The organism is Xenophilus sp. (assembly GCF_044462705.1).
GTDB classification, from domain to species: domain Bacteria; phylum Pseudomonadota; class Gammaproteobacteria; order Burkholderiales; family Burkholderiaceae_C; genus Xenophilus; species Xenophilus azovorans.
This window is the reverse complement of the sequence record NZ_JBIQNC010000139.1, coordinates 1-14,011: the sequence shown is the minus strand read 5'-3', so window position 1 is coordinate 14,011 and position 14,011 is coordinate 1. Positions and strand designations below refer to the sequence as shown.

The 14,011-nt window shown below is 70.1% G+C and carries 13 protein-coding genes; 6 read left to right on the top strand and 7 right to left on the bottom strand.

Annotated elements, in window-relative coordinates; translation table 11 throughout:
* The 6 genes from ACIY1X_RS18450 to ACIY1X_RS18425 form a co-directional block, all read right to left on the bottom strand.
* The coding region (locus tag ACIY1X_RS18450; protein ID WP_399683258.1) for an ATP-binding cassette domain-containing protein at positions 1 to 629 on the bottom strand (629 nt) is incomplete at its 3' end.
* Positions 626 to 1,777: an urea ABC transporter permease subunit UrtC gene (urtC, locus tag ACIY1X_RS18445; RefSeq protein WP_399683255.1), complete on the bottom strand. Its 1,152-nt coding sequence runs from the start codon at positions 1,775 to 1,777 to the stop codon at positions 626 to 628. The genes ACIY1X_RS18450 and urtC, both read right to left, overlap by 4 nt.
* A gap of 127 nt (positions 1,778 to 1,904) precedes the next feature.
* Positions 1,905 to 3,488: an urea ABC transporter permease subunit UrtB gene (urtB, locus tag ACIY1X_RS18440; protein WP_399683253.1), complete on the bottom strand. Its 1,584-nt coding sequence runs from the start codon at positions 3,486 to 3,488 to the stop codon at positions 1,905 to 1,907.
* A 144-nt stretch (positions 3,489 to 3,632) separates the two neighbouring features.
* Positions 3,633 to 4,904: an urea ABC transporter substrate-binding protein gene (gene urtA, locus ACIY1X_RS18435; protein WP_399683250.1), complete on the bottom strand. Its 1,272-nt coding sequence runs from the start codon at positions 4,902 to 4,904 to the stop codon at positions 3,633 to 3,635.
* A gap of 103 nt (positions 4,905 to 5,007) precedes the next feature.
* Positions 5,008 to 6,021: a response regulator gene (locus ACIY1X_RS18430; RefSeq protein WP_399683247.1), complete on the bottom strand. Its 1,014-nt coding sequence runs from the start codon at positions 6,019 to 6,021 to the stop codon at positions 5,008 to 5,010.
* Positions 6,018 to 9,542, bottom strand: coding sequence for an ATP-binding protein (locus ACIY1X_RS18425; protein ID WP_399683245.1), 3,525 nt, complete (start codon positions 9,540 to 9,542; stop codon positions 6,018 to 6,020). Before ACIY1X_RS18425 ends, ACIY1X_RS18430 begins: the two co-directional genes overlap by 4 nt.
* A gap of 72 nt (positions 9,543 to 9,614) precedes the next feature.
* Between ACIY1X_RS18425 and ACIY1X_RS18420 the strand changes: the two genes are divergently transcribed.
* The 4 genes from ACIY1X_RS18420 to ureC are packed head-to-tail and all read left to right on the top strand — an operon-like array spanning position 9,615 to position 12,598.
* Entirely contained in the window at positions 9,615 to 9,917 is a 303-nt protein-coding gene (locus ACIY1X_RS18420) for an urease subunit gamma (RefSeq protein ID WP_399683242.1), read from the top strand.
* A gap of 18 nt (positions 9,918 to 9,935) precedes the next feature.
* The gene (locus tag ACIY1X_RS18415; protein WP_399683239.1) at positions 9,936 to 10,532 is read left to right on the top strand and encodes a HupE/UreJ family protein; all 597 of its coding nucleotides are present in this window, start codon (positions 9,936 to 9,938) and stop codon (positions 10,530 to 10,532) included.
* A 14-nt stretch (positions 10,533 to 10,546) separates the two neighbouring features.
* Positions 10,547 to 10,852, top strand: a complete 306-nt coding sequence (locus ACIY1X_RS18410) for an urease subunit beta (protein ID WP_399683237.1) — start codon at positions 10,547 to 10,549, stop codon at positions 10,850 to 10,852.
* Positions 10,853 to 12,598 (top strand): urease subunit alpha, encoded by a 1,746-nt coding sequence (ureC, locus tag ACIY1X_RS18405; RefSeq protein WP_399683235.1) that lies wholly within the window; start codon positions 10,853 to 10,855, stop codon positions 12,596 to 12,598. It begins immediately after the preceding gene.
* Here the strand turns inward: ureC and ACIY1X_RS18400 are convergent, their stop codons facing one another.
* On the bottom strand, positions 12,599 to 12,808 hold the full coding sequence (locus tag ACIY1X_RS18400) for an AbrB/MazE/SpoVT family DNA-binding domain-containing protein (RefSeq protein ID WP_399683233.1): 210 nt from the start codon (positions 12,806 to 12,808) through the stop codon (positions 12,599 to 12,601).
* 15 nt (positions 12,809 to 12,823) lie between these two features.
* On the opposite strand from ACIY1X_RS18400, the gene ureE reads away from it, so the two are divergent.
* Together ureE and ACIY1X_RS18390 are read left to right on the top strand one after the other, a co-directional pair.
* Positions 12,824 to 13,339, top strand: coding sequence for an urease accessory protein UreE (gene ureE / locus ACIY1X_RS18395; RefSeq protein ID WP_399683231.1), 516 nt, complete (start codon positions 12,824 to 12,826; stop codon positions 13,337 to 13,339).
* Positions 13,340 to 13,502: 163 nt separating this feature from the next.
* Positions 13,503 to 14,011 (top strand): urease accessory protein UreF (locus ACIY1X_RS18390; RefSeq protein WP_399683228.1); only part of this gene is annotated, 509 nt, incomplete at its 3' end.

The following is a 14,011-nucleotide window of genomic DNA, read 5'->3' as shown; positions in this document are numbered from 1 at the left end:
TCCTGCATCAGCAGCATGCCGATCTCCAGCCACTGCTTCTGGCCGTGGCTGAGCAGGCCCGCCATGCGGTTCACGCTCGCGGCCAGGTGGATGGTGTGCAGCACCTCGGCCAGCCGGTCGGCCTGTGCCGAGTCGAGGCGGAAGCGCATCGAATGCCTGACGCCCTTGTCGGTCTTCAGCGCCAGCTCCAGGTTCTCGAACACGGTGAGCTGCTCGAACACGGTGGGCTTCTGGAACTTGCGGCCGATGCCCAGTTGCGCGATCTCGGCCTCGCGGTGGCGCAGCAGGTCGATGGTGCTGCCGAACCAGACGGTGCCGCTGTCGGGCCGCGTCTTGCCGGTGATGATGTCCATCATGGTCGTCTTGCCGGCGCCGTTGGGGCCGATGATGCAGCGCAGCTCGCCGGGCGCGATGTCCAGGCTCAGCCGGTTGATCGCCTTGAAGCCGTCGAAGCTGACGCTCACGTCCTCCAGGTACAGGATGCGGCCGTGGGTCACGTCCACCTCGCCCGGCACCGCCGGGCGACCGTAGCCGGCCTCGCGGCCGCCGGACTCGGTGCGGCCCGTGGGCGGCTGGCCGTGGTGCATCGCGTAGCGCGCGGCGCCGGCGTCCATCAGGTCGGGCGTCATGCCTTGGCCCCTCCTTGCGCTTCGGCGGCGGCGGCGGGCGCCTGCCTCTTCGCGCCGCGCCGCAGGCGCCGCACCAGGCCGACGATGCCGTCGGGCAGGAACAGCGTCACCGCGATGAACAGCGCACCCAGGAAGTACAGCCAGTACTCCGGCGCCACCACCGTCAGCCAGCTCTTGGCGCCGTTGACCAGGAAGGCGCCGACGATCGGACCGACCAGCGTGGCGCGGCCGCCCACCGCCGTCCAGATCGCGATCTCGATGGAGGCGGCGGTGCTCATCTCGCCCGGGTTGATGATGCCCACCTGCGGCACGTACAGCGCGCCGGCCACGCCGCACATCATGGCCGAGATGACCCAGATGGCGAGCTTGTAGGGCAGCGGGTCATAGCCGCAGAACATGGTGCGCGACTCGGCGTCGCGGATGGCTTGCAGCACGCGGCCGAACTTGCTGCCCACCAGCCACTTCGCGAAGAGGAAGAAGCCCAGCAGCACCAGGCCGGTGAGCGCGAACAGCAGCATGCGCGCCTCGCGCGTGGCGATGGGCTGGCCCAGGATGCGCTTGAAGTCGGTGAAGCCGTTGTTGCCGCCGAAGCCCGTCTCGTTGCGGAAGAAGAGGAGCATCGCCGCGAAGGTCAGCGCCTGCGTGATGATCGAGAAGTACACACCCTTGATGCGCGAGCGGAAGGCGAAGTACCCGAACACCAGCGCCAGCAGGCCGGGCACCGCCACCACCATCAGCATCTGGAACACGAAGGAGTCGCTGAAGGTCCAGTGCCAGGGCAACTGCTTCCAGTCGAGGAAGACCATGAAGTCCGGCAGGTCGCTCTGGTAGTTGCCGTCGCGGCCGATCTGGCGCATGAGGTACATGCCCATCATGTAGCCGCCCAGCGCGAAGAACAGGCCGTGGCCCAGAGAGAGGATGCCGGTGTAGCCCCAGATCAGGTCCATCGCCAGCGCGCAGATGGCGTAGCACATGATCTTGCCCAGGAGCGCCACCGTGTAGTCGCTCATGTGGAAGGGGCTGCCGGCGGGCACCGCGAGGTTGAGCACCGGCGCGAGCGCGCACACCGTGATGAGGGCGATGAAGAAGGCGGTCCAGCCCTTGCCCGTGAGCAGCGGCGCCCTGGAAGGAAGAGAGATCGCGCTCATGGCAGCACGGGCAGCATGGGCAGAAACACTCGGCCAGGAACACCGCGGAACCGGCTTTGCCGGGCCGCTGGTGTTGCCCCCTTGAGGGGGGATTCGAGCACACGAAGTGAGCGAGAAACGGGGGTGGTCATGCTTCTCGGCCCTTGATCGCGAAGATGCCCTGCGGCCGCTTCTGGATGAACACGATGATGAACACGAGCACGGCGATCTTGGCCAGCACCGCGCCGGCCCACCCTTCGATGAACTTGTTGAGGATGCCCAGCCCCAGCGCGGCGTACACGGTGCCGGCGAGCTGGCCGACGCCGCCCAGCACCACCACCATGAAGCTGTCGACGATGTAGCCCTGCCCCAGGTCGGGCCCGACGTTGCCGATCTGGCTGAGCGCGCAGCCGGCCAGCCCGGCGATGCCCGAGCCGAGCGCGAAGGCGTAGGTGTCGATGCGCGCGGTGTTCACGCCCATGCAGGAGGCGATGGGCCGGTTCTGCGTGACGCCGCGCACGAACAGGCCCAGCCGCGTGCGGCCGATCAGCCAGCCCATCGCCAGCAGCACCAGCGCGGCGAAGACGATGATGCCGATGCGGTTCCAGGGCAGCGTGAGGTTGTTCATGAGCTGCACGCCGCCGCTCATCCACGAGGGGTTCTCCACGCCCACGTTCTGCGCGCCGAAGAGCGAGCGCACCCCCTGCTGCAGCATCAGGCTGATGCCCCAGGTGGCCAGCAGCGTCTCCAGCGGACGGCCGTAGAGGAAGCGGATCACGCCGCGCTCCAGCACCGCGCCCACCAGCGCCGAGGCGAGGAAGGAGGCAGGGATCGCCGCCACCAGGTACCAGCCGAACAGCGACTCGGGCAGGAAGCGCTGGAACAGCCCCTGCATCACATAGGTGGCGTAGGCGCCGATCATGATCAGCTCGCCGTGCGCCATGTTGATCACGCCCATCAGCCCGTAGGTGATGGCCAGGCCCAGCGCCGCCAGCAGCAGCACCGAGCCGAGGCTGATGCCGCTGAAGATGGCGGCCAGCCGCTCGCCCCACACGAGCGAGGCGTCGATGGCGGCGATGGCCGACTTCAGCGCGGCCTGCACCTGCGGATCGGTCTCGGACGCGAGGCGCTCGTTGAGCAGCAGCTTGGTGTCCGGGCTCCTGCTGTCGGCCAGCAGCTTCGCGGCCTCCAGGCGGCGCGCCTGGTCCTCGCTGCCGATCAGGGCCGCGGCGCGGGCCATCTCCAGCCGCGCCTTCACGGCGCTGCTGCGCTCGGCGGCCAGCGCCTTCTCGATCAGCGGCAGGCGCGAGGCGTCGGGGTCCTTGAACAGCGCCCCGGCCGCCTGCGCCCGCACCTGCTCGTCGGGACTGGCCAGCCGCAGCGCGGCCAGGGCCGCGTCGAGCGCGCCGCGCATGTAGTTGTTGTTGACCACGTCCTCGGCGTCGTCGGGCACCGCCACCTCGGCACCGCTCACCGGGTCGTAGCCCTTGTCGTCGCGGATGACGAAGACCTGCCCGCCCGCCACCTTCACCGCGTCGTCGGCCAGGGCCTGGATGAAGGCGGCGGTCTTCTCGTCGGCGTCGAGCACCGCCTGGTTGAGCGCCGCCACGCGCTCCTCGCTGTCGCCGTCGGCGATGGCGTGCGCCTGCCCGGCGGTGAGGGCCTGGGCCTGCGCCGACCACCCCAGCCACAGGGCGAGCAGCAAGTGCAGGAAGAGACGCAACGAGGACATCTTCACGGATTCCGGGCTCTGGCTCTGGTATTCACTCCTCTCCCCTCTGGGGAGAGGCTGGGTGAGGGGCAAGCGGCGGTGGATGCGCCATGCGGCGCTGTGCCCCCACCCCAACCCTCCCCCAGCGGGGGAGGGAGCAAGTCATCACACCTTCGACTTGCCGTCCGGCTCGTCCTTCTTCTTGTCGTTGCCCTCGATGAACGGGCTCCACGGCTGGGCCCTGATCGGCTCCTTGGTCTTCCACACCACGCTGAACTGGCCGTCGGCCTTGATCTCGCCGATGAGCACCGGCTTGTGCAGGTGGTGGTTCTTCTCGTCCATCTTCACGGTGAAGCCGTCCGGCGCCTTGAATGTCTGGCCGGCCATGGCGGCGATCACCTTGTCGGTGTCGGTGCTCTTGGCCTTCTCCACCGCCTGCTTCCACATGTGGATGCCGATGTAGGTGGCCTCCATCGGGTCGTTGGTCAGCGGCTTGTCGGCCTGGCCGGGCAGCTTCTTGGCCTTGGCGTAGTCGCTCCACGTCTTGATCCACGCCGTGTTGGCCGGGTTCTTCACCGACATGAAGTAGTTCCATGCCGCCAGGTGGCCCACCAGCGGCTTGGTGTCGACGCCGCGCAGCTCTTCCTCGCCGACCGAGAAGGCGACCACCGGCACGTCCTTGGCCTTCAGGCCGGCGTTGCCCAGCTCCTTGTAGAAGGGCACGTTGGAGTCGCCGTTGATGGTGGAGATCACCGCCGTCTTGCCGCCCTGGCTGAACTTCTTGATGTCGGCCACGATGGTCTGGTAGTCGCTGTGGCCGAAGGGGGTGTACTTCTCGTCGATGTCCGAGTCCTTCACGCCCTTGGCTCTAAGGAAGGCGCGCAGGATCTTGTTGGTGGTGCGCGGGTACACGTAGTCGGTGCCCAGCAGCACGAAGCGCTTGGCGCCGCCGCCCTCCTTGCTCATCAGGTACTCGACCGCGGGAATGGCCTGCTGGTTGGGCGCGGCGCCGGTGTAGAAGACGTTCTTCGACAGCTCCTCGCCCTCGTACTGCACGGGGTAGAACAAGAGGCCGTTCATCTCCTCGACCACCGGCAGCACCGACTTGCGCGACACGCTGGTCCAGCAGCCGAAGATCACCGCCACCTTGTCCTGGCCGAGCAGCTGCTTGGTCTTCTCGGCGAACAGCGGCCAGTTGGAGGCCGGGTCCACCACCACGGGCTCCAGCTTCTTGCCCATCACGCCGCCCTTGGCGTTGATCTCGTCGATGGTCATCAGCGCCATGTCCTTGAGCGCCGTCTCCGAGATGGCCATGGTGCCCGACAGCGAGTGCAGGATGCCGACCTTGATGGTGTCGGCCGCGAAGGCCGGCGCGGCGCCCAGGCTCGCGAGGGCGACGCCGGCAGTCAGCGCCTTGAGGGTGAAACGACGTTGCATGAGCTCTTTCTCCAGGGGGTGAAAACGTGGAGGCAGTCTCAGTTGAACGACGTATGGCGCAAATACGCCGGGTGGCGTACGCGCGGCGCGGCTGCAGCCGCCGCTACACCTCGAAGTGCGGCTGGATCATGCGGATGCGCTTGATCGCCACGCCCGCCGCCGCGGTGCGCGTCTCCACGCCCAGCTTGACGAACACGCGCTCCAGGTGCTTCTTGGCGGTGGCCGGGCTGCTGCCCAGGATCTCGCCGATGTCCTTGTTGGTCTTGCCCTTGACGACCCAGTACAGCACCTCGGCCTCGCGCGCGGTGAGCTTCAGGGCCAGGCTCATCACCTCGATGACAGCGGCGTCGCTCACCTCGCGGATGATGATGAGCCAGTCGCCCGCGGCGCCTCCTTCCTCCTCGCCGTCGCCGGTCTGCCGGTGCAGCCGCAGCTGCAGGTACTGCGCGCCGTGCTCGATCTTCAGCGGCGGCGGCTCCAGGCCCTGGCGCGTGCCGGGCAGGTGGGTGCGCAGCCAGTCCACCACCGCGGGCGGCGTCTGCGGCGCCGCGGTGCCGCAGTAGCGCGCCAGCAGCTCGCGCGCCAGCGAGGTCTGCCAGATCAGGCGCCCCTGCGGCATGCGCACGGTGATGCTGGCGTAGCCGAAGGCGTCCAGCGCGTTGCGCGCCTGGCCGGCCTGCCGCGCCTGCTGGCGCGCGGCGCGGGCGCCCTGCAGGTGCACGTTCATGCGCGCCAGCACCTCGCGGGGCTTGAGCGGCTTGGTCACGTAGTCCACGCCGCCGGCCTCCAGCGCGGCGACCAGGTGCTCGGTCTCGGTCAGGCCGGTCATGAAGACGATCGGGATGTGCGCCGTGGCGGCGTCGGCCTTCAGGCGCCGCGCGACCTCGAAGCCGTCCATGCCCGGCATCATGGCGTCGAGCAGCACGATGTCGGGCTGCGCCTGCGCGGCGCGCGCCAGCGCCGCCTCGCCGCTGGTGGCGACCAGCACGGTGTAGCCCGATTCGTCCAGCGCGTCATGCAGCAGGGCCAGGTTGTCGGGGACGTCGTCGACGACCAGCACCAGGTCGCCGCGGGCGGTCTGCTCGCGCAGGCTGGCGGCCAGCGGCGGCGCGGTCATGGCGCGACCTCCGCGCCGGCCAGGGCGCGCTGGATGGCCTCGGCCTGCGCCTCGAAGCGGAACTGCTTCGCCAGCGCGCGCTGGCGCCCGATCCAGTCGGCGCAGTCGGGGCGCGCGGCGTCGATGGCGTCGAGCTGCGCCAGGATGCCGCGCAGGTAGCCGAGGCCGACGGCCTCCTCCAGTTGGCGCAGCAGGTGCGCGTCGGGCACGGCGCCATGCGGGGCGGACCGCGCGGGCGGCGCGGCCGCGGCCGTCCAGCGCAGGCCCAGCCGGCGCTCCAGCCAGTCCAGCAGCTCGCTGTGGCGCACGGGCTTGACGAAGAAGTCCTCCGGCGCGATGCCGACGTCGTTCTCCAGCCGCTTGTCGAAAGCATTGGCCGAGACGATCGCCGCGCCGCCCGCCCATCCGAGGGCGCGCGCGCGGCGCAGCGTCTCCCAGCCGTCGATGCCGGGCATCGCCAGGTCCACGAACAGGGCGTCGGGGCGGTGGCCGGCGGCCAGCAGATCGAGCGCATCATGGCCGCTGGCGGCGGTGCGCAGCGCGAAGCCCAGGGGCTCGAGCAGGTGGACCAGGAGCTGCCGGTCGGTCTCCTCGTTGTCCACCACCAGCAGTTGCCGGCGTTCGCCTTCGTAGCCGCGGCGCACCGCGGCCTGCGGCGGGGCGGCCGGGCGGGCCGCAGGCGCCTCGTGCACGCGCGGCAGGAACAGGCGCACGCTGAACACCGAACCGCGCCCGGGCTCGCTGCGCGCCCGCATCTCGCCGCCCATCAGGTCGGCCAGCATCTTGGCCATCGTCAGGCCCAGGCCCGCGCCGGCGGCGCCGGCCGCGGACTGGCCGCGCGCGAAGGGCTCGAAGATGCGCGACAGCTCGGCCTCGTTCATGCCGGGGCCGGTGTCCTCGATCTCCAGCGTGGCGATCTCGCGCGCGTAGCCGGCGCGCAGCACGACCTGGCCGCGCGCGGTGAACTTGATGGCGTTGCCCAGCAGGTTGATGAGAATCTGGCGCACGCGCTTCTCGTCGGCGCGCACCAGCTCCGGCAGCGCCGGGTCGGGCTCGAAGCGGAAGGCCAGGCCCTTCTCGCTGGCCTGCAGCTCGAACATCTCGGCCAGCTCCTGCAGCAGGCCGACGAAGCGCATCGGCCGCGCCTGCAGGGTGAGCTTGCCGGCCTCGATGTGGGCCAGGTCGAGCGTGCCCTCGATCAGCGAGAGCAGGTGCTCGCCGCCGCGCTGGATGACGGCCACCGCCTGGCGGCGGTGCGGCGGCACGGCGGCGTCCTCGCCCATGAGCTGGGCGTAGCCCAGGATGGAATTGAGCGGCGTGCGCAGCTCGTGGCTGATCGCGCTGATGTAACGGCTCTTGGCCTGGTTGGCCGCCTCGGCGGCGCGGCGCGCCTCTTCCGCGTGCTGCTTGGCGGCCTGCAGGGCGCGGTCGGTCTCGCGGTGCGACTCGATCTCGCGCATGAGCAGGTGGGTCTGGCGGTTGGACTCCTCCTGCGCCACCTTGCGGCTCTGGTGCGCCAGCACCAGCCACCAGGCGACGATGCCGGCGATGAGCAGCAGCGCCATGTACGCCTTGAGGAAGCCCCCGCGCAGCGCGCCGGACGCGTCGGCCGGGGTGCTTTCGGCCAGCGCGCGCAGCTCCTGCTGGTAGAACACCCCGAACACCGCCGCCAGCAGCGGCACCACGATCAGCATGAGCAGCAGGAAGTGGCCGAGCCCGGTCTCGACATAGGGCCACACGCGGCGCGGCAGCAGCCAGCGCAGCATGCCGGACCACTGCGCGGCCAGGCTCGCGTGCGGCTTGCACAGGTCGCCGCAGCGCGCGTCGAGCGTGCAGCACAGCGAGCAGATGTCGCCCTGGTAGGCCGGGCAGTGCGCCATGTCCGGCCCCTCGTACTCGCGTTCGCAGATCGTGCAGCGGCGCAGGGCCAGGCTGGCGGGGGCGGCTTCGACGCGGGCCCAGTGCACCTCCACGCCGCGGGCCGGCCCTTCGACAGGCTCAGGGCGAACGGTTGGTGGATCGCCGGGCGTCCGGGCCAGGTAATAGCGCCCCTTCGTCGCCCAGGCGATGAGCGGCGCCGCGACGAAGGCGGTGGCCAGCGCGATCACCGCGGAGAAAGCCTCCGCCATCGGGCCGAAGACGCCCAGGTACGCCGTGATCGACAGCGCCGAGGCCAGCGCCATCGCGCCCACGCCGACCGGGTTGACGTCCCACAGGTGCGCACGCTTGAACTCGATGCCCGGCGGCGACAGGCCCAGCGGCTTGTTGACCACCAGGTCGGCCACCACCGCCATCATCCAGGCGATGGCGATGTTGGCGTACAGGCCCAGCACCGCGCCCAGCGCCTCGAACACGTTCATCTCCATCAGCATGAAGGCGATGAGCGTGTTGAACACCACCCACACCACCCGGCCGGGGTGGCTGTGGGTGACGCGCGAGAAGAAGTTGCTCCATGCCAGCGAGCCGGCATACGCGTTGGTGACGTTGATCTTGAGCTGCGAGATCACCACGAACAGCGCCGTGGCCGCCACCGCCCAGCCGTAGTGCGGGAAGACGTACTCGTAGGCCACCAGGTACATCTGGTTCGGGTCCACCGCCCGCTCGGCCGGCACCATGTGGCTGATGGCCAGCCAGGCCAGCAGCGCGCCGCCCAGCATCTTGACCACGCCCAGCACCACCCAGCCCGGCCCGCCGGCCAGCACGCCCAGCCACCAGCGGCCCCGGTTGGCGGCGGTGCGCGCGGGCATGAAGCGCAGGTAGTCGGCCTGCTCGCCCATCTGCGTGATGAGCGCGATGCCGACCGTGAGCGCCGCACCAAACAGGGGCAGCCGGAAGGCGGCCGACCCGCCCTTCTCACCACCATAGTGCGTGATGCCAACGAACGCACCGGGATCGCGCACCAGCACGAAGGCGAAGGGCACCACCAGCATCAAGAGCCAGACCGGCTGCGTCCACACCTGCAGCCGGCTGATGGCCGAGACGCCGTGCGTCACCAGCGGGATGACCACCAGCGCGCAGGCCAGGTAGCCCCAGGCCGGCGGGATGCCCAGCGCCAGGTCCAGCGCGTAGGCCATCACGGCCGCCTCCAGCGCGAAGAAGATGAAGGTGAAGCTGGCGTAGATCAGCGAGGTGAGCGTCGAGCCGATGTAGCCGAAGCCGGCGCCGCGGGTGAGCAGGTCCATGTCCACCCCGTAGCGCGCGGCGTACACGCTGATGGGCAGCCCGGCCAGGAAGATGATCAGCCCCGTCGCCAGGATGGCCCAGAAGGCGTTGGCGAAGCCGTACTGCACCAGCAGCGTGGCACCCACCGCCTCCAGGATCAGGAAGGAGGCGGCGCCGAAGGCGGTGTTGGCGACCCGCCATTCCGACCACCTGCGGAAGCGCTGCGGCGTGAAGCGCAGGGCGTAGTCCTCCAGCGTCTCGCGCGCGACCCAGGCGTTGTAGTCGCGCCGGACCTTGACCACGCGCTGGGGCGCGCCGTCGGCGCTGGCGTCGGCGATCGGTGGGGCGGGCGAACTCACGCCCTGCCGGTGCAACTGCCGTGCCACGGCACGGGTGTTGCAAGAAGGCGGGGCTGCATCCGATCATCGACCATGGAACTCACGCCCCGAGAGAAAGACAAGCTCCTCATCTTCACCGCCGCCCTGCTGGCCGAGCGGCGCAAGGCACGCGGGCTGAAGCTGAACTACCCGGAGGCCGTCGCCCTGATCTCCGCCGCCGTGATGGAGGGCGCTCGCGACGGCCGCAGCGTGGCCGAGCTGATGAGCGAGGGCCGCGCCGTGCTCACCCGCGGCGACGTGATGGAGGGCGTGCCCGAGATGATTCCCGACATCCAGGTCGAGGCAACTTTCCCCGATGGGACGAAACTCGTCACCGTCCACCAACCGATCATCTGAACCCGGAGACTTCACGCCATGCGCCTTGCCCGCCCCGCCCTCGCCCTGCTGCTGACCGCCGCCGCGCTGCCCGCCCTGGCCCACACCGGCGCCGATGCCGGCGCGCATCACCACGGCTTCCTGGCCGGGTTCATGCACCCGCTCACCGGTCTCGATCATCTGGCCGCGATGCTGGCCGTCGGCCTGTGGAGCGCCCTGGCGGCGCGCAACGGCCGCGAGCTGCTGGCCGCGCCGCTGGGCTTCGCGGCCATGCTGCTGGCCGGCGCGCTGATGGGGCTGGCCGGCGTGGCGCTGCCGGCGGTGGAGCCGATGATCGCCGCCTCGCTGCTGGTGCTGGGGCTGCTGGTGTTCACGCGCAAGCGCCTGCCGGCCTTCGCTTCGGCGGCGCTCGTCGGCGTGTTCGCCATCTTCCACGGCCTGGCGCACGGGCAGGAGCTGGCCGGCGAAACCGACGCCGCGCTGACGCTGGCCGGCATGCTGGCCGCCACCGTGCTGCTGCATGCCGCCGGCATCGGCCTGGGTTGGGCACTGCGCCGTGCCAACCACTGGCTGCCGCGCCTGGCCGGTGTGGCGGTCGCCCTGCTGGGCGCCGCGCTGCTGGGCGGCGTGACCTGAGCCGGGGTAGGGCGATGATTCCCGGCGAACTGCTCGTCGATGCGGGCGACCACGACCTCAACCCCGGCCGGCGCACGCTGACGATGGTGGTGAGGAACACCGCCGACCGGCCGATCCAGGTCGGCTCGCACTACCACTTCGCCGAGACCAACGGCGCGCTCGATTTCGACCGCGACGCCGCGCGCGGCATGCGGCTGAACATCGCCTCCGGCACCGCCGTGCGCTTCGAGCCCGGCCAGCAGCGCACCGTCGAGTTGGTGGATTACGCAGGCGAACGCACCGTGTACGGCTTTCGCGGACTCGTCCAAGGAAAACTCTAGATGGCAACCATCGGACGCCGCGCCTACGCGGAGATCTTCGGCCCCACGGTGGGCGACCGCGTGCGCCTGGCCGACACCGGCCTGGTGATCGAAGTCGAGCAGGACTACACGCTGCGCGCCGGCGGCTACGGTGAGGAAGTCAAGTTCGGCGGCGGCAAGACCATCCGCGACGGCATGGCGCAAAGCCAGCGCACACGGGCCGAGGGCGCGGTCGACACGGTGCTGACCAACGCGCTGATCCTCGACCACTGGGGCATCGTCAAGGCCGACATCGGCCTGAAGGACGGCCGCATCGCCGCCATCGGCAAGGCCGGCAACCCCGACACGCAGCCGGGCGTCGACATCGTCATCGGCCCCGGCACCGAGGTCATCAGTTGCGAAGGCAACATCGTCACCGCCGGCGGCATTGACAGCCACATCCACTTCATCTGCCCGCAGCAGATCGAGGAGGCGCTGGCCAGCGGCGTGACCACCATGCTGGGCGGCGGCACCGGCCCGGCCACCGGCACCTTCGCCACCACCTGCACGCCCGGCCCCTGGCACATCGAGCGCATGCTGCAGGCGGCCGACGCCTTCCCGATGAACATCGGCTTCCTCGGCAAGGGCAACGCCAGCCTGCCGGCCGCGCTGCACGAGCAGGTGCGCGCCGGCGTGATCGGCCTGAAGCTGCACGAGGACTGGGGCACCACGCCCGCCGCCATCGACAACTGCCTGGCCGTGGCGGAGCTGGAAGACGTGCAGGTGGCGATCCACTCCGACACGCTCAACGAGTCGGGCTTCGTCGAGAACACCATCGCCGCGACGAAGGGCCGCGCGCTGTGCGCCTTCCACACCGAGGGCGCCGGCGGCGGCCATGCGCCCGACATCCTGAAGGTGGTGGGCGAGGCGAACTTCCTGCCCTCCTCCACCAACCCCACGATGCCCTACACGCGCAACACGCTGGACGAGCACGTGGACATGCTGATGGTGTGCCACCACCTCGATGCAGCCATTGCCGAGGACCTGGCCTTCGCCGAATCGCGCATCCGCAAGGAGACCATCGCGGCCGAGGACATCCTGCACGACATCGGCGCCATCAGCATGATGAGCAGCGACTCGCAGGCGATGGGCCGCGTGGGCGAGGTCGTCATCCGCACCTGGCAGACGGCGCACAAGATGAAGGCCCAGCGCGGGTGGCTCGCCCCCGATGCCGTTCGCGCCGAGCCTGTCGAAGCGCTTTCCCGCAACGACAACTTCCGCGCCAAACGCTACGTCGCCAAGTACACGATCAACCCCGCCATCTCGCACGGCATCAGCCACGAGGTGGGCAGCCTGGAAGCGGGCAAGTGGGCCGACATCGTGATCTGGAAGCCGGCCTTCTTCGGCGTCAAGCCCTTCTGCATCCTCAAGGGCGGCAGCATCGCGCTGGCCGCGATGGGCGACCCCAACGCCAGCATCCCGACGCCGCAGCCGGTGCACTACCGCCCCATGTTCGGCGCCTTCGCGGGCAGCAACGCGAGGAGCAGCCTCAGCTTCGTCTCGCAGGCCGCCTTCGACGCGGGCGTGAAGGAGCGCTACGGCCTGGCCAAGACGCTGGCCGTGGCCAGGAACATCCGCAGCGTGCGCAAGAAGGACCTCATCCACAACGGCCTGACGCCGAAGATGGAGATCGACCACCAGACGTATGCCGTGCGTGCCGACGGCGTGCTGCTGAGCTGCGATCCGGCGACGGTGCTGCCGATGGCGCAGCGGTACTTCCTGTTTTGATCAGCGTGAGGGATCGGCCGCAGGCGGCTGCTCGGGCCGGGGCGGCTTGAGCAGCAGGGAACGCCCCTGGACCTCGACCTCGATGGTCATGCCGGGCCGCAAGGCCCAGGCGTCGACGATTTCCTGCGGCAGCGGACAGATCACTTCGCCATCCACTTCGACAATACGCACAGGCTCCACGGCCAATCCTCCCTGATACATCGAACTCACATTCTGCTTCCGTCCATGCTCATCGCCAACAAACTCATGCCCCAGGGTCGTGGCCTTGCGCTCGTGCTGCTCAAGCGCGCCGCCACCATCGAGTTGGACTGGGACGTGCGCCAGAAGAGCCGCTTCGACGCCACCGACTCGCAGGGCCGGCAGATCGGCGTGTTCCTGCCGCGCGGCACGGCCGTGCGCGGGGGCGACGTGCTGGTGGCCGAGGACGGCTCGCTGCTGCGCGTGATCGCGGCGCCGCAGGCGGTGCTGCGCATCACGCACTGCGGCGAGCACGGCACGCCCTTCGACCTGACGCGCGCCGCCTACCACCTGGGCAACCGCCATGTGCCGATCGAGCTCACGCCCGACCATCTGCAGATCGAGCCCGACCACGTGCTGGCCGACATGCTGCGCGCGATGCACCTGATCGTGACCGAGGCGCAGGCACCCTTCGAACCCGAGGGCGGCGCCTACGGCGGCCATGTGACGAACCACGGTGGCCACGGCCACCATCACCACCATGGCCACGACCACGGGCACTGATGCCACGCTGCCCCACGGGTTGGCTCCTCTCCCCTCTGGGGAGAGGCTGGGTGAGGGGCCAACGGCGATGGATGCGGAGCCGGCGCACCAGCCGCCGCGTGGCCCTCACCCCGGCCCTCTCCCAGAGGGAGAAGGAAGGCGGGACGCGAGAACGCTGCTGCAGTTGATCTGGCTCGCCTCGCCGGCACTGCCGGTGGGCGGCTTCTCGTATTCCGAGGGCGTGGAGGCCGCCGTGGAATGGGCCGGCGTGCGCGGCGAAGCCGACGCCGCCGGCTGGCTGGCCGACCAGCTTCACCTGAACCTGGCACCGGCCGACCTGGCCGTCGTGGCCGAGTCCATCCGCGCCTGGCAGGCGGGCGACGGCGAGCGCGTTCGCGCGCTCAACACCTGGGTGCTCGCCGCCCGCGAGTCCGCCGAGTTCCTGCTGCAGACCGAGCAGATGGGCCGCTCCTTCCTCGAATGGCTCAAGCTCCATCACACGGATGCAGCCGCCTGCTTCGACAGCCTGCCGGCGACCTACCCCGTGGCCTTCGCCTTCGCCGCCGCGAGGAGCGGCGCCGGCGTGGCCGACGGCTGCCTGGCCTACGCCTTCGGCTGGGCCGAGAACATGACCGCCGCCGCCGTGAAGGCCGTGCCGCTGGGCCAGAGCGCCGGCCAGCGCATCCTGGCGCG

Coding starts and splice junctions, on each gene's coding strand:
- urtC (WP_399683255.1), bottom strand. CDS start 1,777: ATGAGCGCGATCTCTCTTCCTTCCAGGGCGCCGCTGCTCACGGGCAAG.
- urtB (WP_399683253.1), bottom strand. CDS start 3,488: ATGTCCTCGTTGCGTCTCTTCCTGCACTTGCTGCTCGCCCTGTGGCTG.
- urtA (WP_399683250.1), bottom strand. CDS start 4,904: ATGCAACGTCGTTTCACCCTCAAGGCGCTGACTGCCGGCGTCGCCCTC.
- ACIY1X_RS18430 (WP_399683247.1), bottom strand. CDS start 6,021: ATGACCGCGCCGCCGCTGGCCGCCAGCCTGCGCGAGCAGACCGCCCGC.
- ACIY1X_RS18420 (WP_399683242.1), top strand. CDS start 9,615: ATGGAACTCACGCCCCGAGAGAAAGACAAGCTCCTCATCTTCACCGCC.
- ACIY1X_RS18415 (WP_399683239.1), top strand. CDS start 9,936: ATGCGCCTTGCCCGCCCCGCCCTCGCCCTGCTGCTGACCGCCGCCGCG.
- ACIY1X_RS18410 (WP_399683237.1), top strand. CDS start 10,547: ATGATTCCCGGCGAACTGCTCGTCGATGCGGGCGACCACGACCTCAAC.
- ureC (WP_399683235.1), top strand. CDS start 10,853: ATGGCAACCATCGGACGCCGCGCCTACGCGGAGATCTTCGGCCCCACG.
- ureE (WP_399683231.1), top strand. CDS start 12,824: ATGCTCATCGCCAACAAACTCATGCCCCAGGGTCGTGGCCTTGCGCTC.